Raw genomic sequence first — 24424 nt, 5'->3', positions numbered from 1 at the left:
GACGGACGATGCGTTTTGCGCGACAAACCATTTCGGTACAGGAAGCGGTCGACAAATGGCTGGCGGTGTTGCCGACGCTGGCGACAGAGCAGGTGAACATCGGAGAAGCGTACGGGCGGATATTGGCTTGCGATCTGCATGCGACACACGACTTGCCGCACTTTGATCGCTCGCCGCTCGACGGCTATGCAGTCAAGGCAGCGGATACGGTGACTGCTTCCGTGGGAAGTCCGGTGGCTTTGCGCGTGATCGAGACGGTAGCCGCAGGCCAGGTGCCTGCCCGGGAAGTGACGGCAGGCTGTGCCACGCGGATTATGACCGGAGCGATGATGCCGGAAGGTGCCGATGCTGTGATCATGTTTGAACAGACGCAAAATCCGGGGGAACAGTCTGAGCAGGTCTGGATCAAGCGAGCGCTTCAGCCAGGAGATAACGTTTCCCGCCGCGGCGAGGAAATGGCGAAGGGAACGGTAATCGCGCAGGCAGGTGAACGGATCAATGCTGGCACGATCGCGATTTTGGCTACGTTCGGCTTTTCCCGGGTTGACGTTTTTCGCAGGCTGCGAGTGGGCCTTTTGTCCACGGGCAGCGAGCTTTTGGGCGTTGACGAGCCGCTTGTTCCAGGCAAAATCCGCAACAGCAACATGGCGATGCTGTCTGCTTTGGTAGCGGAAGCAGGAGGCGTCCCTGTCTGCTTTTCCGGCATGAAGGACGAACTTGCGCCAGCAAAGAACAAGATTAGCGAGTACATGCAGCAAGTAGATGTGCTCATCTCCAGCGGAGGCGTGTCGGTCGGCGATTACGACGTGATTGCACATCTGGCTGATGACCCTGATGTAGAGCTGTTGTTCAACCGGGTAGCGATGCGTCCGGCAAGCCCTACGACCAGCATGCTCGTGGCAGGCAAGCCGCTTCTGGCGCTGTCGGGGAACCCGGGCGCCTGCTTTCTTGGCTTCGAGCTGTTCGGGCGGACGGCGATCCGTCAGCTTGCCGGGGAAAAAGGGGTAAAGCCGCCGATAATCCAGGCAAGGCTCGCCGTTCCGTACGAAAAGCCTTGCCCATACCCGCGCTATTTGCGGGGGAAATTAATGGAACAGGACAGCGTGTTGCTGGCCGTGCCCGATTTCAACGACAAGGCAGGCAACCTGGGAACGCTGAAAGACAGTGAATGCTTCATTGTCATTCCGGCAGGCGGCAGTGGCAAAGCGGTGGGAGAGCTGGTAGATGTGCTGACCCATGCCGCCCCTGCGTGGAGAAAGGACGGATAGGAATGGACGAGCGGAGACGGGTATTGCAAATTGTCGGCTATTCCAACAGCGGCAAGACGACGTTGTTAACGAGACTGATTCCACTTTTGGAGGGTACAGGCTTGCGGGTCGGGGTGGTCAAGCACGATGGCGGACACGATTTCGAGTGGGATCAGCCGGGAAAAGACACATGGCGCTACCGCGAGGCCGGAGCTTCGCTCGTCGCGATTACCTCGAAAACAAAGACGGCGATGATCGAGCAGCGCCCCTTGGAGCTGCCTGTGCTCGTCCAGCGACTGACAGAGGCGGGAGCTGATCTCGTTTTGATCGAGGGCTTCAAGCGCGAGCACTTTCCCAAGCTGGTGCTGCTGCGGCGGCCAGAAGACGAAGAGTTGCTCCAGTCCGTCTCTCACCTGGTTGGGGTCGTGAGCTGGTCAGCCGATCGCAAGGAAAATGTACCGTGTTTTCACGTCGATGACGTAGAGAGCATCGCCAAGTTTGTGAGAGAGCGAATACAAAAAGATCATCCCGACGAATATAAGGGATGATCTTTTTTCATGGGCAGATGGGCAATTCGTTTGTCAACAAGGAGGCTTTTCAAAAACGTACAGCTCCCCGTTTTTGGCAATCTTGAATTTCGGCCCTGCAAAGCCGCGGCGAATCAGTTCTTCTCGCATGAACACCATGAGGGCAGCGTGGCTGACGATGAGGACATTTTCCGTGTGGTTTCCAAAGGCGTGATCAAATACTTCGCTGATCCGGAAGCGAGCACGCTTGATTTCCTCGCGCGTCTTGCGGTCGAAGTACATCGACAGCCTGATCCATACCGCCCACATGAGAAAAGGAAGCCGCAGACGCTCGGAAAAGGCTGGCGGGGGAATTTCGATTAGCTCGACCATTGGCGTAATCGGCCCGGGAAAAATCGTTTCCGCCGTTTTGACCGCTCTCGGGAGCGTACTGACATAGCACTTGTTCCATTCGATTCCGCTAAGGTCGGTGCTGCCAGATTCAATGTCTGCCTGATCGTACGTTCGGAACCACTCATTCACTACGCGGCCGGGAATGAATGCCCCTTTTGGGTAAGCTTGTTTGACTTTGAAGTGTCTCACTAAACCGACTTTCACGTGTGCCGACTTCCTTTCTTTCTATCAACCAGCAGGCCAGAGGAAACAGAGCGGTCATGAATTACAAGTAGGACTTGCTCCGCGCCATATCCGTCACCAAATACGGATTGTCGGCCTTCATCCGCTCGATCAAAACCTCAGCTTGGGAAGGGTCTTCCTTCAACACTTCCAGCTCTCTTTGCGTGATGCCGACAAGCTGGACAAAATCCACCCGACCGTGCACAGTGTCGATTCCATCTACTTCTGTATCGGCGGCAATCAGAAGGGCGGTGATGGCAGAGTCTGTGCCGATCCGCAAAGATTGTCCGTTTCCGGCGATGTATTGGCCGGGTTCGAAATAGCGCTTCTGGGTATATGTATAGCGGGCCAGATTGGACAGCATGTCAATCGCCCACATGCATTCTTCATTGGATTCTGCTTTGAGCTTGATCGTCATTTCGTAGCCCCATTGGCTCCACTCGCTTCCATACGCCTGTTCGTTTGTGTACAGCTCCGTCATGCCGTAGGTCAGCAAATGCTTGAAGCCGTGCGACGATTCATAAATGCTGTAGCCATCCAGGTACTCGTCACCGCCAAACATGGCGCGGCTCACCATATTTGTGCCGTAATGGGCAGGCTCCTGACCAGGGTACAGCTTCTGAAAAGCCTCATCAAGGGCATCCCAGCCTGGTGCCCAGTCATCTTGCTCCGAGGCGCGTCTTTGATATTCTTCCAGCGTCATATCGGTCCACTCCCTTAATTTTCCTAGATTTACTATATCGCAGGAGTTGCGCGAGAGGTACCCTTTTCCCAAATTCCTTGTCACAAATCGTTGCTTTTTCCTGTGATTATAATCACACGAGCGAAAACAGCTGCTCCGTTACACTACATACATAAGCAAGACGTTGAACTTCAAGGAGGGTTTTGTATGTTGAACCAAAAAACCATCGACATTATCAAATCGACCGTGCCTGTACTGGAAGTGCACGGCACTACGATAACCAAACATTTTTACAAACGGATGTTTGCCAGCCATCCAGAGCTGTTGAACATTTTCAATCACGCCAACCAAAAACAGGGCAGACAGCAAACGGCACTGGCAAATGCGGTGTACGCGGCTGCTTTGTACATCGACAAACTGGAAACGATTTTGCCGGTAGTGAAACAAATCGCACACAAACACCGCAGTCTGGGAATCAAGCCTGAGCATTATCCGATTGTCGGGGAAAACTTGCTTGCGGCAATCAAAGAAGTGTTGGGGGATGCCGCCACGGACGAAATCATCCAGGCATGGGCAGAAGCGTACGGGGTCATCGCGGATGTGTTCATCAGCGTGGAAGCGGAAATGTATGACCAGGCAGAAGGACAGACTGGCGGTTGGGCAGACTTCCGGGAGTTCATCGTCCAGCGCAAAGTAAAAGAAAGCGACGTCATCACATCCTTTTACCTGGTGCCAGCGGATGGAAAAGCGATCGCAAGCTACGAGCCTGGCCAGTACATCAGCGTCAAGCTGGATATACCCGGAGAAGAAAATACCCACATTCGCCAATACAGTCTCTCCGATGCGCCGGGCAATCCGTATTACCGCATCTCGGTGAAACGCGAGGACGCGATTGGCGATAAACCTGCCGGAAAAGTATCCGTCTATTTGTCGGAGGATATCAAAGAAGGCGATACGCTTCGTATATCCGCTCCGGCTGGCGATTTTACGCTGGATCAGCAAGACGACAGACCTGTTGTACTGATCAGCGGCGGCGTGGGCTTGACTCCGATGATGAGCATGCTGAAAACGCTGGTGAAAACGTCCCCGACTCGTCCGGTTACTTTTATTCACGCAGCGCAAAACGGCAACGTACACGCGATGAGAAAGGCCGTGGAGGAGCTGGCTGCCGAGCATTCGCAAGTAAAAGCGTTCTGGTGCTATGAAAAGCCGACAGAACAGGATCGCGCTGCACACGCTTTCCATAAAGAAGGCTACATCGACTTGCCATGGCTGCAAAGCATCGTAGCTGACAAAAACGCCAACTTTTATTTCTGTGGTCCCGTTCCTTTCATGACAGCAATCAACCGCGCTTTGAAGGAGTGGGGCGTGGACGCGGCAGACATCCATTTCGAATTTTTCGGCCCTGCCGGTACACTGGACTAAAGCAGAGGCGCTGGCGCGGTTTTACTTCTTATGGCCTGATTGGGCACGCAATAAACGATTGACTGTCTCCCGGCGCAATCCGATGAACTGGCCGATCTCGTCCTGGGTCAAGACTTCAGACAACGAAGCGACGGGAACAAACGACTGGAACCACAACTGGAGCTTGCGCAGTCTTTCTGCCGGGGAGACTTCCGACAACTGGTCGATGCGCTGCTGCATCATGCGCAGCTTGCCCTGGAGTTGCAAAGCGATCTCCCTGCATTTCTGGTGATCCGCCTCCAGCTCCCGGTACCAGTCTGTTGCGGACAGCACCTCGACTTCACAGGAGACAAGCGCGACGGCTGTTCCGTAGTAAGGGTTCGGGCTAAGCAGCGAATGATGCGGGATTGTCTCGCCTGGAACAATGATGTTCACCAGAGTGAGCGTCCCGTCTGCGTGCACCCGGTTGATTTTGAGCAATCCGCTTTTCAGATGGAAGAGCGGTCCAGTTTCTCCCTGGCGGAACAGCGTCTCGCCTTTATGTAAAATCATGGGCTTTTCCTCCTTCGGAAACGATCAATAAGGCAGTAGCAGTATACCACAATCAGCCCCGCAGGCACCTGCTTTCCTCGACTGGACGGCAGGTGCTTTTTGGTATGTCGCGGCGTGTTTCTTTCTGATCTGGGGCAAAAGCAAGCGGAATGGACATGCGCGGCTTTTTGCAAAACCGGCAGTTTCCGGCACGTTTTGCCCTTGCGTCCCTGACGGACCCCTTTGCTATAATGAGACCACAATCACGTTATGACAAAGGGGTTCTTTGATGCATATGACGATCCTCATCTGGTTCGGCTCCTTTTTGGGAGTGCTCGTTTTAGGCTTGATTGGCTATATGGCGTACCGCTACTGGTATCACATGGGGCAGCTTCCCAAGCCAGCGTTTCAGGAGCTTGACGCAAAGCCTGAGCCTGCGAACTGGTCAGAAGATGAGGTGACGATTACATGGGTAGGCCATTCGACGATCCTGCTGAATGTGTACGGAACCAAAATCTTGACTGACCCGGTATTAGGCGAAAAATTGGGACTTCGCGTCGCAGGGCTGCTTCATTTTGGCCCGAAACGCTTCACTCCGCCTGCTCTTGACTTCGACGAGATTGGCACCGTCGATTTGATTTTATTGTCTCATGCGCATATGGACCATGTCGACCTGCCAACACTGCGACGATTGGCGCATCCTGCTACGCACGTCATTACTGCGGCGAACACGGGCAAACTGCTCAGCGGCATGCCGTTCGCTTCCTGCAAGGAGCTTTCCGCGCAGCAAAAAGCGACGACCAAAGACGGCGTGACTATCACGGCGATTCCCGTCAGACATTGGGGAAACCGTTTCCCGTGGAACCACGACTACGGCTACAACGGCTACATCATCGAGAAAAACGGCGTGCGCATTTTGTACCCGGGCGACACGGCGTACATGTCGATGGAGGATTTGCCTGAAAAGTTTGGACCAATTGACATCGTGTTTATGCCGATTGGAGCCTACAAGCCGGATTCCTACCAGGCCGCACACTGCACACCGGAACAGGCGTGGCAAATGTTTCAGGAGAGTCGCGGCAAATGGCTGGTGCCTATCCACTGGAATACATTCGTACTCTCGCGCGAGCCTGTGGAAGAGCCAATGCAGCGTTTGCTTGCGGCAGCAGGCGAGGAAAAACAGCGAATTGTTGTAGAAAAGCAGGGGGAGACGTTTACCTTGCCTGTGTGATCAAGCGGAGCGACTGCTTTTTACGGCAGTCGCTCTTTCCGCTAAATTCATACATATACGGGCGAACTGCATAAAATAGAAGGAATCATCCCGTTGTTATAGAAATTATTTTATCAAGAGTTTTTGAGGAGGGATACATATGTCACAAGCATTGCCACAACGTTGGGATTTGGATGTGTTGTTTTCCGGTGGAAGTGAGTCCGCTTCGTTCCATGCATTTTTGGAGCAACTGGAAAAAGATATCGCAACTTTGAAAGGCCGGGTCGAGGATGCGGCCCTGAACTTGCAGGAAAAAGCTGCGTTTGTCGATGTCGTTGCCGAAGTGCAAAGCATTGCCGTGCGGGTGAGACAAGCAGGCGCTTTCATTTCTTGCCTGACAGCGCAAAACGTGAAGGACGAGGGCGCCAAGCTGCTCGGCGGACGCGTGAAAACGATCTCTGCGGCATTCGGCGCTGTTTTGACGCGCTGGGATGAGCAATTGCTGCGCATTGACGAAGCGGCATGGAACGCGCTGCTTGCAGACGAAGAATTGCAACCGCTTGCTTTTGTGCTGAACGAACGCCGCCGCCGCGCCCAGGAAAAGCTCACTCCTGAACAGGAAGTGCTGGCGAGCGATCTGGCTGTAGACGGCTATCACGCTTGGCAAGATTTGTACAACGCGGTAGTAGGGCGCATGACGATTGAAGTGGAGCTGGACGGGGAGACGAAACAGCTTTCCGTAGGCCAAGCCTCCAACCTGATGAGCCATCCGGACCGCGCTGTGCGCGACCAAGTGTTTGCCAAATGGAAAGAAGCGTGGGGCAAGGAAACGGAGCTGTGCGCACAAGCCCTCAACCATCTCGGCGGCTTCCGTCTGGCTCTGTACCGTCACCGCGGCTGGGAGTCCGTACTGCGCGAGCCGCTCGATATCGGGCGCATGCAGGAAAAGACGCTCGATGCGATGTGGCAAGCGATCGACAATCGCAAAGACCGTCTGGTGGCCTACCTGGAGCGCAAAGCCAAGCTGCTTGGCGTTGAAAAGCTGAGCTGGTCCGACGTCTCCGCGCCAGTTGGCAACGTGCACAAAAAAGTGTCCTATGACGAGGCAGCAGCCTTGATCGTCGAGCACTTCAACCGCTTTAATCCGAGCATGGCGCAATTCGCCGAGAAAGCTTTCAAAGAAGGCTGGATCGAGGCGGAAGATCGCCCTGGAAAACGTCCGGGCGGATTTTGCACCAGCTTCCCTGTGAGCAAGCAGTCCCGCGTGTTCATGACGTATGCCGGAAGCGCAAGCAACGTGTCTACGCTGGCCCACGAGCTGGGGCATGCGTATCATCAGCAAGTGATGTGGGATTTGCCAGCGCTCGCGCAAAACTACGCGATGAACGTAGCCGAGACAGCTTCGACGTTTGCGGAAATGATTTTGGCTGACGCTGCCGTGAAAAATGCTGCGAACGACGAAGAGCGTCTCGTCCTGCTCGAAGACAAGCTGCAATCAGTCGTCGCGTTCTTCATGAACATCCACGCCCGCTTCCTGTTCGAGAAAAACTTCTACGAGCAGCGCAAAAAAGGTCTGGTCAGCGCAGCCGAGCTGGATCGGATCATGGAAGAAGCGCAAAAGCAGGCGTTCAAAGGCGCACTGGCGGAATACGAGCCGCACTTCTGGGCTTCCAAGCTGCACTTTTACATCACTTCGTACCCGTTTTACAACTTCCCGTACACCTTCGGCTATTTGTTCAGCCTGAGCGTGTATGCGCGTGCTCTGGAGGAAGGCGAAAGCTTCGCGGCGAAGTACGATGCGCTTCTCCAGGATACGGGCCGTCTGATGGTCGAAGATTTGGCGAAAAAGCATCTGGGCGAAGACATGACGACCGTCGAGTTCTGGCAAAAAGCGGTCGATCTGGCTGTGGCCGATATCGACGAATTTCTGCGCCTGACCTAAACAGCGGGCAAGCTGCCTGTCCGAGTATGAACAGCACCGCGATTGTTGGATGTACACGACAATCGCGGTGCTGTTTTTTTATGCCTGCCGCCGATTCGTAGAGATCTTGTAAAGATGCGCCGGCAAAACTTCGGATAACTTTTACCTGGGATTTATGGAATCGTCGCGTTCATTTTGTACAGTGAGAGGGAAGGGATAGCCATGCAAAGGGAGGTATCATCATGGACACTGCCAGTCATCTTTTGCTTGGGGTCACGCTTGCGGGCCTCGCCCAGCTCACTCCTGCCGTTGCGCACGATCCTGGATTGGCGCAAGCGGTAATGGTCGCGACGGTAGTCGGGTCACACGCGCCCGATTTTGACACAGTGGCCAGGCTTCGCGGGATCTCTTTTTACATCCGTTTTCATCGGGGGATCACTCATTCTATCCCCGCCCTGTTCATTTGGCCGCTGCTCATTTCGCTCCCTGTGGCCTGGGGCTTTGGGCAAATGCAGCACATCGGAATATTGTACGGCTGCACGCTTGCGGCTGTCGTGCTGCACGTCTTTTTGGATATGCTGAACGCGTACGGTGTGCAGTGTGTCCGACCGTTCAGCCGCAAATGGGTTCACCTGGATGTGCTGGCGATTTTTGAACCGTTTCTGTTCGCCATTCATTTGGCGGCTGCCATCTGGTGGCTCGGCTTCCAGGGAGACGCGACCGTGTTGTTCCCGGTTGCGTACGTCTTGACTTTTGCTTACATTGCTTTGCGGTGCTGGCAGCATCAGCGGCAAGTCAAGCGTGTGAAAAGCGCCTTGAATACAGCGGGCGTATGCCACGTATTGCCGAGTCTGCATCCGTTTCACTGGCGGTTTGTCATCGAAGCCGAGCAGCGGTTTTATACGGGGAGAATCGAGTACGACCATGTGCTGCTCGAAGACGTATACTCCAAGCAGTGCCGCGACGAGATCATTCAGGCTACGGTCGGTGTGGACGGCGTGCGCGCTTTTCTCGGATTTGCCCAGCGCATCCACGTCACCTGGAAAGAATCGCAGGACGGATATGAAGTTACCTGGAGCGACGTCCGCTTCTGGTACAACCGGAAACTGCCGTTTGGAGTAGATGTCGTGCTGGATCGCGAGCTGAATGTGGTCGATCATCGCCTGGGCTGGCGCAAAAAAGCGTGGGACCCGCCGTTTGTCTAAGCCGTCTAACTTGTTTAACGTAACCAGGCTAAAGTCAGGTTTGTCATCTACTCCGCCGGAGATTCTGGCGGGGTTTTTTGTTGGGGAAAATAGCGGGTGTCAGGTTTAATCTGTACTTCGGAAAAAGCTCGCGGGAGACGGGCCTTTTCAAAAACGAGCGGAGATGCTACACTAATAAAAAATCTGATGTTCGATGGTGATCGAATGAATAAAATGTATTCTATTAGAATCGAATGGTCTGCTGCCTATGAATGCATCATCAGCCTGTATGCGTACATTTACGAAAAGGAACGAAAGCATTTGCAGCTTGGCGTCTCCTGGAAGGAAGAAACGAAGCAACAGCTGCCCACAGCGTTCGCCCAAGAGCTGGAGGATGAGCGCTGGGAGGTGCTGCACAGACTGGTGCTATTGGTCGCGCAAGCCCCGGAGAAAAAGTCGGTGGCGGACTTTCTCGGCTGGCTGGAAAAGCTGCCTCCCGGAGAAATTTACGAGCTGCTCGCTCCATGGGTAGAGACGATCCCGCTCAATCTCGGTGAAATCCGCGATCATAGCGTGTCGCTTTTGGCGCGATGGAATGAGCATTATTTTTCCCGGATCTCGCCAGCCATTGTCACGAGTCTGGAGCGAAGCGCGGCGGAAATGACGGAGTTGGCGGGAAAAATGACCGCGATCGAGCTGATCGACCATGCGTCAAACGGCATCTGGATCGAGCCTATGCCCGATTTGCAAGAGGTCGTGCTCATCCCGCAATATCACTGTGCGCCTACGTCCGTTCTCGATTTTTACCGCGGACTTGCCACGTGCTTGTATCCGGTCAGAGATGCCGGACAAACCGAGCCGCAGCCATTGCTTGAGCTTCTGCCGCTTGCCCAGTGTCTGGCGGATGAAAAAAGGCTGCACATTTTGCGGTGCCTCGCTGAAAAAAAGAGTACGCTGGGAGAGCTGCAAGAGCAGGTGTCGCTCGCCAAAAGCACGGTCCACCACCACGTCACGGCGCTTCGCCGGGCTGGACTGATTCGCGCGCACTATAACGGCAGCACAACGATTGCAGCCTACAGCTTGCGCGAGTCATTCGTCGATCGTCTGCCTGTGCTGTTGCGTTCCTTTTTGCACAGGGAGGGAGCAAGGAGAATGACCGATGAATAAGTGGAAAAAAGTTTGGGAGGCGTATCACCCGATTGTGCATCTGCTGATGGCGGGCACGGTGTTCGTCAGCCTGACGCAATCGATGAGCATGCCGTTTCTGGCGATTTACTTGAGCGAGACGACGACGCTGACGCCTGCCTACATCGGGTTGATTATCGGCGCGGGGCCTTTGGCGGGCACGGTTGGCGGCTTCCTCGGCGGGATTTTGTCGGACTTGTTCGGCAGGCAAAAGCTGATGATTTTTTCCATGGTATTGATGGCAGCAGCTTTCGTCGGTTTCGTCTTTTTCGGCAATCCGCTGGTGCTTTTGCTGATCAGTTTGTTGATGGGTTTGTCGGCGTCTTTTTACGGAACGGTGTCGAAGGCGATGATGGGCGATTTGACGGAGGAAGGGAAACGGTTTCGGGTGTTTTCCAACCGCTATTTGGCGATAAACCTCGGAGTGGCTATCGGGCCGATGCTGGGAGCGTTTTTAGGCATTGCGGGCAGCGGGATTGCTTTTATGCTTACGGCGTTCTCCACGCTTTGTTTTGCGGCTGTGCTTTGGATCGTGTGCCAAAAGTATCGCGTCTCAGATGGCGCTGCTGGCGGGCAGGCGACAACAGAGAAAGCGAGCTTGCAGCAAATCTGGAGCATCTTGAAAAAAGACGTGGCTCTGCTGTCTTTTGTCGTGGGCGGAATTTTGCTGGTGACGGTTCATGGGCAAATGTCTGTTACGTTGTCCCAGTATTTGCGTGAAAACATAACGGAAGGCGTCGCCTTGTTTGGCGTGTTGATGAGTGCCAACGGCTTTACCGTGCTGCTGTTGCAAGTGCCTCTGACGCGACTGGTTGAGCGTTATTCCTTGTTTTCGCGGATTGCAGCGGGAGCGGCGCTGATGGCGGTCGGAGAGCTGGGCTTCGCCTTTTCGGCTACGTGGAGCTGGTTCGTAGCTGCGATGATCGTCTTTACGTTGGGAGAAATTTTGATCGTGCCAGCCGAGTACGCGCAGATCGACCAAATCAGCCCGGCGAATATGCGCGGCACCTATTACGGAGCGCAGAGCGTCAGCATGCTCGGCAGCTTTCTCGGGCCGTGGGCGGGCGGAATCGTGCTGCACGCATACGGCGGGCCGACGATGTTTGTCATGATGGGCGCGATTGCCATGGTCAGCTTGGTCTTTTACTGGTTAGGCCGCCGCCTTCATGAGCAGCGAAGCATGCAAGAGAGTGTACAAGTGAAAACTGTCAGCTAGTCAAACAAAAAGAGTATTGCCTGTATTTGTAAAAAGGTATATACTGGAACTCAAATCTTTTCACTAGGGGAAATGTTGATGTCGGCGTTTGTGCTTAACTAATCCAATTGGATAAAGTTCTCCCATTTTTTCGCAAAAAGTCATCTAGCAAGTGGTTTGTTTGTGATGGGAACAGGGAGAGCTTCATTGGTTAAGAACAACGGTCATCGACCTGCCCAATCCGATCAGTCGCCGGAACCGTGCTCTTTTTGCACGGTTTTTTTGCATCAGCGGCTACGATTTTTTCTGCGCACCCAAGGCAGAGGGGAACCATGTGTTCTTCGCTGCTTTTTTTCATGCAAGTGGGTGTGTCCGCTTGCGGTCATCACTTTGCTCCTCAGATAAAGGGGAAGCACTATGACCGCTTCGGCGCAGGGAGAGGGAGGCATATCCCTAATGAAAAGAGGCGTACACATGCGCAACTATCGCAACTATATAGAAGAAACGTATCGTCAAGTTCAATTGCAGGAAGGGCCGCAAGTGATTGAGCAGTTCCTGCTGCATTGTTATTTTCAGCCGGGCTTGCCTGGCAAAGAGTTGGCGCGAAAAGTCATGCTGCCTGTTCCGGTGGCGACTGCAATCAAAAAAGAACTGATCAAGGCCGGGGCGTTGCAAGCGAGAAACGGCTTGGCTTGCACGGAAGACGGCTTGGCCTACGTGGAAAATGGACTTGGGTTCGGCGGGCTGGACCGGACTTTGTACAATAAGCTGATGCAAGACGAGTCGGCCTGGAAAAACGAGCTGGCGGACGTGTACAACGAGTTGGAGAGCATCTTGTCCGAGCGGCCGCAAGTGAATGTGCAGCTCGATCAGGCAAAATGCACGGCAGAGACGAGTTTGCGCCGGGCGCTGCTTTGTCTGCGGAACCATGCGCTTGTCGGCAAGAAAGTATTGTGCGTGGGCGACGACGACTTGGTCAGCGTGTCGCTCGCCCTTTTGCTCAAACGCTTGTTTCCAGGAAAAGCGGGGGGCGCAGGCAAGATTGAGGTTGTCGATATTGATCAGCGCTTTTTGCAATATATCAGGGATGTAGCGCAGCAGCGGAACTTGGCGATCCAATGCCATCACGCCGATTTGCGCGAGCCGCTGCCTGCGCGGTTGCATCGTCAGTTCGATTGCTTTTTTACCGATCCGCCGTATACGCTGCAAGGGATGTCCCTGTTTTTGTCACGGGGAATCAGCGGTTTGCAGCCGCGCAAAGGACTGCCTGTTTTCTTGTCTTTTGCGCACAAGTCGCCCGATTTTACGTTGCAGATGCAGCAGCAGTTCGTGCAGGCGGGATTGAGCGTCCGGGAAGTTCTCAGTCATTTTAACGAGTACGAGGGGGCACAACTGCTGGGCGGAAAAGGCCAGATGATCGTGCTCGTCACTACCGAGCAGACGGCTCCAATCGTGAAGGAAGCGTACAGAAAGCCGCTGTACACCGGAGAAGAAGTGCGTTCGCAGCGGCTGTATCGCTGCAAGCGCTGCGCTCAGGTGGCCAAGGTTGGGGCCAACGAGCGGGTGAAGACGATTGAAGCTCTGAAAAGCAAAGGCTGCCCGCGCTGCCGACAGACGAGGTTTGAACTGATCTCTCGCTGTAGCGTCGATCGTCATGCTGATCATGATTGATTGCCCTGTGGCTCGGTTCGATCGCAGAGCTGCCCATAGGTGCGCTGACCGAACGTCATGCCGAGCACGACTGATTGTCCCGCGACTGGCATATGGTAGTGGTGAGGAGGGGCGAGCTATGGCTTACGAGAGAGCGTTCGTTGTTTTGCGGATGGCGACTGGCGTGCTGTTTTTGCTCCATGGTCTGGCGAAGCTGCAGCGGGGGATGGGGGCGGTCAGCGAAATGTTTGGCGATCTCGGCTTGCCGGGGTGGCTTGCTTTTCTGGTGCTTGCCATCGAGCTGATTGGCGGACTGGCCTTTTTGCTGGGGATCGGAGCGAGCTATGCGGCGTGGGGACTGGCAGGAGCGATTGTGACGGTGAAGTGGGAGAAAGGGTTCATCGGCGGGTATGAACTGGATTTGATTTTGCTTTTGGTCGCAATCTATGTCGGCCTTAAACCGACAAAAGCAAGACCCGGTTAAGCCAGAGTGGCGCAGCCGGGTCTTTTGTGATCAGTTGTCCGTTTCCAGATGCTCGTAGCTGCTCGCGGATACGTGGTCGAGCAAGAACGTTTTTGCATCGCGGTAGTAAAGATGCAGCTCGTGCATGGCGCGTGTGCAAGCGGTATAAAACAGCTTGCGTTCGCTTTCCCGGCTGTAGCTCTTGGCAGAAGCGTCGTATAGGATGACGGCATCGAACTCGACCCCTTTTGCCAAGTACGACGGGATGACGAGATTGCCTGTATCGTAGGACAAGGTAGAGGTGGTAATCAGACGAATCGGCAAAAGCGCAGCGAGACTCTGATGCGCTTTCTCGGCTTCCGCAGCTGTTTTCGTAATGACGGCAATCGTCTTGTGGCCGTTTGCCGACAGCTTTTTCACCCGCTCGACAATCTGCTGTGTAAGCTCGGCGTCGCTGTGTACCTTCGTCACGGTCGGCATCCGGCCATCCCGGTTGAAAGGCTCGATCTGCTCGCCGCCTGCGACCAGCTGCTTCGTGAACCGGACAATCGGCAAGGTAGAGCGGTAGCTTTTCGTCAGCACGAATGTTTCTGTCTCTTCTGGTTCAAAGAGCGAGGAGACTGTGCCGAAGCTTTCGTCGTGCGCAGCATGCGCGTAAATCGCCTGATTCCAGTCGCCGAGCACGGTCATTTTGGCGCGCGGAAACAAGTTTTTGATCAGCGCAAACTGAAACGCCGAGTAATCCTGGGCTTCGTCGAGAAATACATGGCGGACGAGATTGTTCGTCTGCTTGCCTTCCAGGCACTCCTGCAAGTACAAATAAGGCGGAATGTCTTCCTGTGTCAGCTTGCCTTGATCCAAGCACTCCAGGGTCAGCGAACAGATCGCGGGCCATGCAGCTGAACTCAGGGACGGCTCATCCGACAGCAACTGGTCGAGCAGCGCCTGGTCGGCATACATTTGGCGATAAGTAGCCTGTATATCAATAAATTGCAGCGAAGCAATCGAGTCGCGAACCGGCTGAAAATGCTGTTTGACCACCCGCTTTGCCAGCAGCTCCTGCTCGCGGTCGAAGTCGTCGAAAGAATCGTCGCGAAACTGCTTTTTGCGGCGAAGCTGCTGATAGGCGGCTACATAAGCATCTTTATCGAGCAATTGCACCTCGTCCTCGACCCACGGTTTACTGCGCTCGCGCCGTTCCAGCTGTTTGACTTCCGCGAGCAAAGCTCGTGCCACCAGAGCCATCCGGTTCGGGATCGGCAGAGAGGTGTCATGGGAATAAAACAGCTCCTGTATGTGCGCGGCGGAAATAAGCGTGCCCTGGCGAAACGAAATCGGACGGAACACGATGCCTCCTCGCATGAGGCGATCCGCGTACTGATTCATCACGCGCAGGAAAGGCGCGGACGATTTGCAGCGAATCGCCGCAAGCCTTGCCTCGTAGTCAGGTTCGTCATGGGCGGTAAGCACGTATTCCATTTGCTCCAGCGAATTTTCCAGGGAAAAGGAATCGCCAAGCCGATGCTGGGCGTACTCCTGAAAAGTCGTTTGCTGCATGTTTTCCTCGCCCAGCTCGGGAAGAACCGTCGAGATGTAGCTGTTGAACAGCGAGTTGGGGGAAAACAGGACGATCTGCTCTGCGGTCAAAGTCTTGCGATAGCGGTAGAGCAAATAGGCGACCCGTTGCAGGGCGGCCGAAGTCTTGCCGCTGCCGGCTGCCCCGGAGACGATCAGCAAGCGGCTTTTTTCGTTGCGAATAATCCGGTTCTGGTCACGCTGGATCGTGGCGACGATGCTTTTCATTTGCGAATCGGCTTGCTTGCCCAACACTTCCTGAAGCAGCTCGTCGCCGATGGTCACGCCAGTATCGAACATGTGAAGCAGTTGCCCATCGCGGATGATATATTGCCGCTTGCACGTAATCTCTCCTGAGACGACCCCGCTTGGCGTGTCATAGTGAGCCGGGCCGGGGGAATAGTCGTAGTACAGGCTGGAGATCGGTGCCCGCCAGTCATAAATGAGAAAATGCTCGTCGTTTTTGTCCAGTAAAGAGGCGATTCCGAGATAAATGCGTTCTGAACCAGGCTCGGTTTCTTCGTGAAAATCAATCCGGCCAAAATAGGGAGAGTGCATCAATCGCTGCATGGTACGCAACTGATTCTGGGCATGACGCTGGCTGCGCTCCCGCTCCGACAATACTTCAGCTTGCTGCTTGATGCTGACGTACGTCTCGATCGCCTCGGTGGCATCCTCGAAGTTGACGGTCACATCGTCCCAAAAATGCTTGCGGATTCCGACGATATCTTCACTTACGACTTGTACCTGCTGTTCGAGGTCGGTGATCCGGTTGCTGATTTCAGTGATGACTGTCTCAACCCGTTGCTGTTCGTTTTGCCTTTCTTGATCAGTAGCGCTCATGGTACCGCTCCTTTTTCGTTCCCCTTTTTTGATCTGAAGGTTTGACAAGGATGCTGCAATGTGGTAAGATTATATTGGAGATAGAATGATAGTTGTTTCGAAAAGTCACCTACAGACCAATTCCCATTGTAGCAGAGGGTCTATAGGTTTTCAACATGTAAAAAAATAGTAGCCGATACGACGAAGACGGGGCGATGCCTGTGTCTTCGTTTTTTTGCTTTCAGGGGCAGTTATGGTTATGGAAAAGAGGGCGGGGAAAAAGCGAATGGCTTTTTCCCTCCTATAACGGGTGCTCCCACCAGTTCATGTAAACATAAAAAGCCGGTTGCTCGCCTGTATCCGGGACGCGAATCGTCAAGGCCATTCCCGGGCCGATGATCCACTGGCCGTTTGGTTGCTCGCTCGCTGTCGCCATCGGCGGGACGATGCGGATCGAGGCGAAGACTCCATCTGGATGGCCGGGTGGATGGTCTGATCCGTACATGATCTGCCCTTGAGCCGCGGGACAGGCAGCAAGCTGGATGTAGCCGGACGTCACTTGCGCCGATGCTTTGGCTTTGGCGATGCCAGCTGCTTTGCCAAACCAGATGTGCGCTTCGAGAGGGCAAGCTTGCGGATTCGTGATCAGCCACTGGTTTACGTATAAAAGCACGCCAGAGCGAAGCGGATTGACCAGAGAAGCGAAGCCGTGCTCGCCGTCTTGAGCGACTATTTTTTCCGATTGCCCGAGGAAGTGCTTGCATGGATCGGAGATTGGCATCGTGTATGGGACGGGCATGTTGCGGTTCAGCGGCGCAGTGGGCGGAGGTGTGGGAAAGGGAAAGTAGCCCATCTGCATGTAAATATCAGGCAGGCCGTAATAGTAGGAGGAGTTGGTCATGTTCTTTTCTCCTTACCGATTCAGTAGTGCCAGCCCTACAGCATATGGCATTCGTCTATCCGGGGTGCGGCGCTGCTTCTTTTACAGAGAAAAACGCCCAAACAGCGAGCGTTGGGCGTACGATGACGTCTGAGGTATGGAGCGGTTACGATACGGCTTTCCAGGCGTGGAAGGCAAGCAGTGCCCAGCCAGCGAGAAACAGGACGCCGCCGATCGGGGTAATCGCCCCGAGCACTTTGATCCCGGTCATGGCCAATGTGTAGAGACTGCCGGAAAAGATCACGGTTCCGGCTGCGAAGCACCATCCCGCCCAGACAAGCCCGGAAGAGTCCGGATACCATTTGAGCAGCAAAGCGACGAGCACGAGTGCCAGAGCGTGAGTCGTCTGGTACGTCACTCCCGTATGAAAAATGCCAAGCGAATATTCATCCAGCTTTTCTTTCAGGGCGTGGGCACCGAATGCTCCAAGCGCAACCGAAAGAAAACCGCTGACACTGCCGAGCAGCAAAAACAGCTTCATGCGTCATTCACTCCTTCAGATGATCGAAATCAGGCACAAATATCCATTATTATTGTACCGCACAAGGATGAGCTATGCCCAATTGCAATTTGATGAACAGTGTGTTGGACGGCACGTTTTTGAACGGGCTGAATCTGGTGGTGGACGGCATTGGCCTGATCGCTATGCTTGTTTTCTCCGGCGCGCTTATTTATTCGGGCGTACGTGACTGGTTCCAAAAATAAGGACGACACGCAAGCGTGAACAAAGCGAAGGCGTCTACTGGATGGGGGCGCTTTTTTATGGGGGAACAAGTTCTTGCCAGCCTGGCGATTTAGAAGCATATTGATTCAAGCGTGGGCAAAGCAAGTAAGCTAGTTGCCTTATCTAACATCGCTGCGTGCATTACATATTTGTGATATAGGGCTAGAGAAATAGACATATTGGAAATTTTGAATTAATATATTCTGGAAATGAGGATCGCTTGAATTATGTTCATTTGACCGAATTAGGAGGAGCAAAAAATGGCAACTCTTGAAGATGTAGTAAGCGTTTTGGTGGAAATACTAGGTGAGATCAAGGTTTTAAATGAGCGCGTGGATAAGATCGAGGACTATCTTATTGATATGACAGTTGCTGTTGAGTCGATTAAGAATATTACAGAAAGCATAGACGATAATGTCCATACTATAAAATTAGATGTTGATTCAATCGACAATACTGTTCAAAATATTGATATTTCCGTCGGCTAAAGGCATTGAAGGACTTATTGAAAACTTATCGGGAACGTTTGACTGATCTGACAACGAGTAGCAAAAGCCTCAAATGAATGACACTCACTCAAAAGAAAAAGAGATGGCTAAGATTGAGAGCGTACTTGAACAATTAATGAGACAAAAATGCAAAGAGTGTGAGAGAGCATAACATATGAGGGATATGAGGGCTTTTAAGTATCAAAGAATAAAGAATAACCAAACTGATGAAGGCGTTTCCTCATAAGGAGACGCTTTTTTGTTGTCAAAACACTTCCCTGCCACTCCAACCGTTTTTTCCAAGAACCGTGGCGTCTTTTCTCCACTTGCCCCATATACATAAAGTAGGCTTTGGCGAATGGAGGGGGAAAGGCAATGACAGGCGACGAGCGCAAAGAACTGGAGCGATCCATTGACGAGATCACGGAGATAGCCAAGGGGTTCAACCTTGATTTTTATCCGATGCGATACGAAATATGCCCGGCAGACATCATCTACACGTTTGGCGCGTACGGCATGCCGACCAGGTTCTCGCACTGGAGTTTTGGAAAGAGCTTTTACCGGATGAAACTGCAATACGACCTGAACCTGAGCAAAATTTACGAGCTGGTCATCAACTCCAACCCGTGCTATGCGTTTCTTCTGGACGGCAACTCACTGATCCAAAACAAGCTGATCGTTGCCCACGTGCTGGCTCACTGCGACTTTTTCAAAAACAACATGCGCTTCTCCAATACGAACCGCGATATGGTCGAGAGCATGGCGGCGAGCGGCGAGCGGATTCGCCAGTACGAGATCGAGCACGGCAAGGAAGCGGTCGAGAACTTGTTGGATGCGAGCCTGGCGATACAGGAGCATATTGATCCGAGCTTGCTGCGTCCCAAGCTGAGATGGAAGCGGGAAGGGGAAGAGCCGCAGAAAAAAGCGAAGTATGAGCGGACATCGCCTTACGATGACCTGTGGGGACTGGACCGCAAAGAAAAAGTGGAAGCTGATCCCGCCAAGCAAGTGCGCAAATTCCCGCCGGCTCCGGAAAAAGACTTGCTGCTGTTCATCATGGAGTACAGCAACGTGTTGGACGATTGGCAACGCGATGTGCTGACGATCATCCGCGACGAGATGCTCTACTTCTGGCCGCAGATGGAGACGAAGATCATGAACGAAGGCTGGGCGACCTACTGGCATATGCGCATTCTGCGGGAGATGGAGCTGACGGAGGCGGAGACGATTGAATTTGCCAAGCTGCATTCCTCAGTCATCCAGCCGTCGACGACAAGCATTAACCCGTACCATCTCGGCTTGAAAATTTTTGAGGACATTGAAAGACGCTGGGACAATCCGACGCAGGAAGAGCAGGAGCGCTTTGGCCGCAAGCCGGGCGAAGGACGCGCCAAGCTGTTTGAGGTGCGCGAGCTGGAATCCGACATCAGCTTTATCCGCAACTTCCTGACAAAAGACTTGGTGAGCGACCTCGACCTGTACATGTTCGGCAAGCAGGGCAACGACTGGGTCGTAACGGAAAAACAGTGGGAGCAGGTGCGCGACGGTCTGGCCGGGACGCGGGTAAACGGCGGCTTTCCATATGTGCTGGTGCATGACGGCGACTATTTGCGCTCAGGAGAGCTATTGCTCAAGCACCACTTCGAAGGCTTGGAGCTGGACGTGAAGTACGTCGAGAAGACGCTGCCTTACGTCTACACCTTGTGGGGAAAAAATATCCACCTAGAGACAGTCGTGGAAGATCGGCAAGTCATGTTCACCTATGACGGCAAAAAGGTGCATCGCAGGTTTTTGTAAAAAAGGCAAGCCGTACGTCCGGGGATGATCTAGCCGGGGGTGCGGCTTTTCTGCTTGCTGCCAGCAGGATTTGGTCCGCCCGTTGTGGAAATTTTCGCAAAGCAAAAGCGATCTACCTACTTCCCGGGAGGTTCTCCACATGATAAAGCACGTAGCAGTAATCGGATCAGGTGTAATGGGGCATGGCATCGCCCAGCTATATGCATTGGCGGGTTTCTCTGTTTCGCTTTACGATTTGCAGGAGGAACTATTGCACAAAGCAAAAGCGAGCGTGGAACAAAGTCTGGACTTGCTGAAAAAAGAGGGAGTCATTACGGATCAGGACAAGTCCTCTGCACTGGAGCGGATTGTGCTGACTACCGATTTGCAGCAAGCGGTGGCTGAGGCCGATGTGATTACAGAAGCTGTGCCGGAAGTGATCGAGCTGAAATGGCAGCTGTTCTCCCAATTGGAGCAGTTTGCCAAGCCGGAGGCGATTATCGCTTCCAATACGTCTACTTTCTCTATCGCGCGGCTGATCGAAAAGGCAAAGTTGCCGCACCGTTTTATCATCACTCACTTTTTCAATCCGGCGCAGCTCGTTCCGCTTGTCGAGATTGTGCGCCACGAGCAAACGGCAGAGGAAGTTGTCACAGCGACAGTCAAGCTGATGGAACGAATCGGCAAAGCTCCCGTGCTGCTGAAAAAAGATGTGCCTGGCTTTATCGCCAACCGCCTGCAAACGGCGTTGATGAGAGAGGCGTTTCATTTGCTGGAGGAAGGCGTGGCGAGTGCGGAAGACATCGATACGGTAATGAAAGCAGGCATCGGCTTTCGCTGGGCGTTCGTCGGGCCGATCGAGACGGCTGATTTTGGCGGGCTGGATACGTGGCAGCGCGTCATGGACAATTTGGCGCCGGAACTGGATCAATCTATTACGGCTCCACAGATTATTAGCGAGCACGTGAACAAAGGCGAGCTGGGCACCAAATCAGGCGCAGGCATCTACTCGTACGAGCACGTCTCAGTCGCGGACAGGCTGCACGCAAGAGACGAGCAGTTCATCCGGCTGACCAAGCTGAAAAACGAGCGATAAACAATAGGGCAAAAGCAATCAGGAAAAAAGTCGGGGGATATCCCGGCTTTTTTTCTAGCCATTTTTTCGCCCGGAAACGCATGCTGCTGCCCTTTTACAGGCAATCCCGGGTATCAAAGCCGACAAACTTTATCGTCTTTTTACTAAAAAAGCATTAGGCAGTTACCGATATTAGTCATTAGGACTTATAACGATTGTCCTTTTTTATCCAAATTCAACAAGGAAAGAAGATGAACAGACTTGAACGTAAGACAGCTAGAATGGATCAAAAGCTTCAAAACCAAGTTGATTGTGACGTTTCTGTTGATCCTGATTATCCCTTCCCTCGTGGTTGGAGCCTTGTCTTTCCAGGAGGCCAAGCAGGAAATTGAGAAGCAGATCATGACAAGCGCGAATGAAAATGTTTCTCTCGTAAATTCGATCATCTCCAATACGTTTGAGCCGAAAATGAAAGACGCTGACTACTTGGCGAAAGTGATCAACAAGAGCATGTATGCAGCAAAAGACAACTCGGAGGCTGTGAAATTCCTCGATATTTACATGGGGATGAACCCGGAAGTAGCGAGTATCAGTTTAGGGACGGAAGACGGGAGTTACATGCGCTCGCCCAGACAGGAAGTGAAGGCAGACTTTGACCCGCGTACCCGCGACTGGTACAAAATCGCGATGGCGAGCAAAGGCAAGGCGATTATTACCGCGCCGTACATTTCCGCCGTTACGGGTGAAGTCATCGTAACGATTGCCAAAGCGACGGATGACGGCTCTGGAGTCATCGGCATTACGCTCGGCATTGAGCAAATCAAAAAAGTGGCCAGCAGCGTGAATATCGGCACGAACGGTTACGTGATGGTGTTGGATGGGACTAAGAAGTACGTTGTGCACCCGGAGGAGACTGCGGGAGAGGAAGCAAAAGAAGAGTTCTATCATAACTTGTACCAGGCGGAGACGGGCCAGTTCTCGTATTCGTTTCAGGATCAGCCAAAAGAAATGTACTTTATGACCAATCCGACTACGGGCTGGAAAGTAGCTGGTTCGATGCTCCGCTCGGAAGTGGATGAGGCTGCCCGCCCGATCTATACGCATACGCTTTGGACGATTGCGGTTTGCTTGATCGTGGGCGGGATGATCATTTTCGTGATTTTGCGTTCGATTATTGCAAGCATTCGCGAGGTGAAAGAGCATGCGGTCCGGGTCAGCCAAGGCATTTTGACCGATTCCATCGAAGTGCGCACGAGCGATGAGCTTGGCGAGCTTGGCCGCGCGTTCAACATGATGCAGGAGCATTTGCGCACGCTCATTTCCGATGTGGAAGCGCGAGCCGAGCAAGTTGCCGCTTCGTCCGAGCAGTTGACGGCAAGTGCCCAGCAGACAAGCATTGCTACGGAGCAAGTGACGAATGCGGTTCTGGAAGTGGCAGGAGGGGCGGAAAAGCAGACCGCAGTCACGGAGCGCAATGTGCACTCTCTCCAAGAGGTGTCGGAAGGAATCGTCCAAATCACGCAAAGTGTCCAGGTTCTCGCGGATATCGCTACGAAAACGACGGAGCAGGCGGATGAAGGCGGAAGCTCGGTGCAGCAAGTCGTAGGGCAAATGAACTCGATTCATGCTTCCGTGGAGAAATCCGATCAAATGATAAAATCGCTGTACGACCGTTCCAAAGAAATCGGCTCGATCTCGGAAGTCATCAGCGGCATCTCCCAGCAGACCAATTTGCTGGCGCTCAATGCCGCGATCGAAGCAGCCCGCGCTGGCGAACACGGAAAAGGCTTCGCCGTCGTCGCGACCGAAGTGCGCTTGCTGGCAGAGCAATCCCAGGAGTCAGCCAAGCAAATCGTCGAACTGATTGCAGAAATTCAAAAAGAGACGAGAGCCTCGGTCGATAACATGGAGAAAGTCAGACAGGATGTGGCTGAAGGCTTGGCTCTCTCTACGGAAACGATCCACAAGTTTGAGGAAATCGTCCAGAGTACCCGCCAAACGAATCCGCTCATCGACGAAGTATCAGCCATTGCGGGACAAATCGCAAACGCGGTGCATGAAGTGACGACAGCTGCGAACGATCTGGCGCAGATCGCGAGAGGCAATGCCGAAACTGCCGAGGAAGTAGCGGCTTCCTCCGAAGAACAGCTCGCCTCCATGGAGGAAATTTCCTCGTCGGCGCAAGCGCTGTCGGTGTTGTCCGAGGAATTGAAAGTGTTGATTAACAAGTTTACGTATGAGTAAAGGCAAAATTTCCAGGTAGGGAGATAGAAGCTCAAAATATACGAAAAGAAACAGGCCCTTTTTAAAAGCTGCCTGTTTCTTTTTGTGTATGGTTCGAAAAATGACAGCTCAAAACTAATAAACAAAATACAACAACAAAAAGATAGAAATGGATACGACCAGGCCACCTATCGCAGTTGTGTAAGAAGCAGTGCGTTTAGTAGAAAGCTGAGCAAGATAAAAAAATATTGAACCGCAAATCGTAATTCCAAATGTAATCATTTTGAACGGCAATAAAAACGAAAGAACGATGGAATACGCCAATCCAAGTAGTGCGAATAAAACGATATTAAGCAATACGTTGTGTGACTTTTTTCTTGATAAATTCAAATATAGTGCCAATCCAAAAAGTGCTCCGACAAAATTTAATACAATAATGTAGCCTTGAAGTATATAGTATGTACCGCTATCATCTACTGGTACTACTCCTTCTCTACTTACTACATAAAAATAAAGTAGAATACTTGCAACGAATAATGAACAGCCTGCACCTTTAAAGTAGGTTAGCACTATTGCACCTCCTTGGTATTATTTTATATAAAAATGGTATTATATTACATTTATTACAATAATAAATAATCTTGTTTACCTAAATAGAAAAGTCCTCCTTTAACCACAGTGTAATTGTCCGAAGAAAAACAGCAACCGACAATAAGCAGACTAAGAAAATCCAGCCGGGACAAGACGCGTGGGAGAAAATCAGCTGAGTAGCCAGCCGTTAGCCATCAAGCCGTTTCTAAAACAGGCTCAGTACAGTTTAAGAGAGCGTAAAAAGTTTTGTGTAAATGGTTAAACTTCCCATTAAGGAGATGATCATTTATGCAAGACAACAGAGACATGACGATCAAGTAGTTAGCGAAGGATTAAGACGTACACGCCATGCTTAAAGATTTGTTTCGTGACACCATCCAGCAGTTGTTTGAAGCA

The 24424-nt window shown here is 52.7% G+C and carries 22 protein-coding genes; 15 read left to right on the top strand and 7 right to left on the bottom strand.

Features of this window, described 5'->3' with window-relative positions:
- Nucleotides 1–8: 8 nt before the first annotated feature.
- Both DEP07_RS06715 and mobB read left to right on the top strand, forming a co-directional pair.
- Nucleotides 9–1268 carry a molybdopterin molybdotransferase MoeA gene (locus DEP07_RS06715; RefSeq protein WP_287102292.1) on the top strand — a complete coding sequence of 420 codons (1260 nt, stop codon included), beginning with the start codon at nucleotides 9–11 and terminating at the stop codon, nucleotides 1266–1268.
- A 2-nt stretch (nucleotides 1269–1270) separates the two neighbouring features.
- Nucleotides 1271–1795 (top strand): molybdopterin-guanine dinucleotide biosynthesis protein B, encoded by a 525-nt coding sequence (mobB, locus tag DEP07_RS06710; protein ID WP_122962742.1) that lies wholly within the window; start codon nucleotides 1271–1273, stop codon nucleotides 1793–1795.
- 33 nt (nucleotides 1796–1828) lie between these two features.
- Here mobB and DEP07_RS06705 read toward each other — a convergent pair whose 3' ends face one another.
- Both DEP07_RS06705 and DEP07_RS06700 read right to left on the bottom strand, forming a co-directional pair.
- On the bottom strand, nucleotides 1829–2371 hold the full coding sequence (locus DEP07_RS06705; RefSeq protein WP_217021853.1) for a histidine phosphatase family protein: 543 nt from the start codon (nucleotides 2369–2371) through the stop codon (nucleotides 1829–1831).
- Nucleotides 2372–2432: 61 nt separating this feature from the next.
- Entirely contained in the window at nucleotides 2433–3092 is a 660-nt protein-coding gene (locus DEP07_RS06700) for a suppressor of fused domain protein (RefSeq protein WP_217021854.1), read from the bottom strand.
- A gap of 186 nt (nucleotides 3093–3278) precedes the next feature.
- Here DEP07_RS06700 and hmpA point away from each other — a divergent pair, with 186 nt between their 5' ends.
- Nucleotides 3279–4496, top strand: coding sequence for an NO-inducible flavohemoprotein (gene hmpA, locus DEP07_RS06695; RefSeq protein WP_122962745.1), 1218 nt, complete (start codon nucleotides 3279–3281; stop codon nucleotides 4494–4496).
- Nucleotides 4497–4517: 21 nt separating this feature from the next.
- Here the strand turns inward: hmpA and DEP07_RS06690 are convergent, their stop codons facing one another.
- Nucleotides 4518–5027 carry a Crp/Fnr family transcriptional regulator gene (locus DEP07_RS06690; RefSeq protein WP_122962746.1) on the bottom strand — a complete coding sequence of 170 codons (510 nt, stop codon included), beginning with the start codon at nucleotides 5025–5027 and terminating at the stop codon, nucleotides 4518–4520.
- Nucleotides 5028–5295: 268 nt separating this feature from the next.
- On the opposite strand from DEP07_RS06690, the gene DEP07_RS06685 reads away from it, so the two are divergent.
- The 7 genes from DEP07_RS06685 (at nucleotide 5296) to DEP07_RS06655 (ending at nucleotide 13835) form a co-directional block, all read left to right on the top strand.
- Nucleotides 5296–6237: an MBL fold metallo-hydrolase gene (locus DEP07_RS06685; RefSeq protein ID WP_173596015.1), complete on the top strand. Its 942-nt coding sequence runs from the start codon at nucleotides 5296–5298 to the stop codon at nucleotides 6235–6237.
- 139 nt (nucleotides 6238–6376) lie between these two features.
- Nucleotides 6377–8158: a M3 family oligoendopeptidase gene (locus DEP07_RS06680; protein WP_122962748.1), complete on the top strand. Its 1782-nt coding sequence runs from the start codon at nucleotides 6377–6379 to the stop codon at nucleotides 8156–8158.
- A gap of 221 nt (nucleotides 8159–8379) precedes the next feature.
- Entirely contained in the window at nucleotides 8380–9342 is a 963-nt protein-coding gene (locus tag DEP07_RS06675) for a metal-dependent hydrolase (RefSeq protein ID WP_173596016.1), read from the top strand.
- 213 nt (nucleotides 9343–9555) lie between these two features.
- Nucleotides 9556–10488, top strand: a complete 933-nt coding sequence (locus DEP07_RS06670; protein WP_274874951.1) for an ArsR/SmtB family transcription factor — start codon at nucleotides 9556–9558, stop codon at nucleotides 10486–10488.
- The gene (locus DEP07_RS06665) at nucleotides 10481–11722 is read left to right on the top strand and encodes an MDR family MFS transporter (protein WP_173596018.1); all 1242 of its coding nucleotides are present in this window, start codon (nucleotides 10481–10483) and stop codon (nucleotides 11720–11722) included. The genes DEP07_RS06670 and DEP07_RS06665 overlap by 8 nt, the downstream gene beginning before the upstream one ends.
- Before the next feature lie 435 nt (nucleotides 11723–12157).
- Nucleotides 12158–13372 carry a bis-aminopropyl spermidine synthase family protein gene (locus tag DEP07_RS06660; RefSeq protein WP_287102291.1) on the top strand — a complete coding sequence of 405 codons (1215 nt, stop codon included), beginning with the start codon at nucleotides 12158–12160 and terminating at the stop codon, nucleotides 13370–13372.
- A 118-nt stretch (nucleotides 13373–13490) separates the two neighbouring features.
- Nucleotides 13491–13835 (top strand): DoxX family protein, encoded by a 345-nt coding sequence (locus tag DEP07_RS06655; RefSeq protein ID WP_287102290.1) that lies wholly within the window; start codon nucleotides 13491–13493, stop codon nucleotides 13833–13835.
- Between the two features lie 30 nt (nucleotides 13836–13865).
- Here the strand turns inward: DEP07_RS06655 and helD are convergent, their stop codons facing one another.
- From helD to DEP07_RS06640, 3 genes are all read right to left on the bottom strand, one after another.
- Entirely contained in the window at nucleotides 13866–16232 is a 2367-nt protein-coding gene (gene helD / locus DEP07_RS06650) for an RNA polymerase recycling motor HelD (protein ID WP_287102289.1), read from the bottom strand.
- Nucleotides 16233–16512: 280 nt separating this feature from the next.
- Nucleotides 16513–17112: a DUF6143 family protein gene (locus DEP07_RS06645; protein ID WP_274874954.1), complete on the bottom strand. Its 600-nt coding sequence runs from the start codon at nucleotides 17110–17112 to the stop codon at nucleotides 16513–16515.
- A gap of 145 nt (nucleotides 17113–17257) precedes the next feature.
- Entirely contained in the window at nucleotides 17258–17632 is a 375-nt protein-coding gene (locus tag DEP07_RS06640) for a DUF423 domain-containing protein (protein ID WP_122962755.1), read from the bottom strand.
- 74 nt (nucleotides 17633–17706) lie between these two features.
- On the opposite strand from DEP07_RS06640, the gene DEP07_RS06635 reads away from it, so the two are divergent.
- From DEP07_RS06635 to DEP07_RS06615, 5 genes are all read left to right on the top strand, one after another.
- Nucleotides 17707–17856: a hypothetical protein gene (locus tag DEP07_RS06635; RefSeq protein WP_173600004.1), complete on the top strand. Its 150-nt coding sequence runs from the start codon at nucleotides 17707–17709 to the stop codon at nucleotides 17854–17856.
- Between the two features lie 279 nt (nucleotides 17857–18135).
- Complete coding sequence (locus DEP07_RS06630) at nucleotides 18136–18363, top strand: hypothetical protein (protein ID WP_173596021.1); 228 nt, start codon at nucleotides 18136–18138, stop codon at nucleotides 18361–18363.
- 375 nt (nucleotides 18364–18738) lie between these two features.
- Nucleotides 18739–20160 (top strand): SpoVR family protein, encoded by a 1422-nt coding sequence (locus tag DEP07_RS06625; protein ID WP_122962758.1) that lies wholly within the window; start codon nucleotides 18739–18741, stop codon nucleotides 20158–20160.
- Nucleotides 20161–20299: 139 nt separating this feature from the next.
- On the top strand, nucleotides 20300–21235 hold the full coding sequence (locus tag DEP07_RS06620; protein WP_287102288.1) for a 3-hydroxyacyl-CoA dehydrogenase family protein: 936 nt from the start codon (nucleotides 20300–20302) through the stop codon (nucleotides 21233–21235).
- Between the two features lie 240 nt (nucleotides 21236–21475).
- Nucleotides 21476–23458 (top strand): methyl-accepting chemotaxis protein, encoded by a 1983-nt coding sequence (locus tag DEP07_RS06615; protein ID WP_287102287.1) that lies wholly within the window; start codon nucleotides 21476–21478, stop codon nucleotides 23456–23458.
- A gap of 114 nt (nucleotides 23459–23572) precedes the next feature.
- Here DEP07_RS06615 and DEP07_RS06610 read toward each other — a convergent pair whose 3' ends face one another.
- On the bottom strand, nucleotides 23573–24007 hold the full coding sequence (locus DEP07_RS06610; RefSeq protein WP_281868977.1) for a hypothetical protein: 435 nt from the start codon (nucleotides 24005–24007) through the stop codon (nucleotides 23573–23575).
- Nucleotides 24008–24424: the final 417 nt, after the last annotated feature.

The organism is Brevibacillus sp., assembly GCF_003521185.1.
Classification (GTDB): domain Bacteria; phylum Bacillota; class Bacilli; order Brevibacillales; family Brevibacillaceae; genus Brevibacillus; species Brevibacillus parabrevis.
Note: the sequence above shows the minus strand (reverse complement) of the source record. Positions and strands in the feature narration are given on the sequence as shown.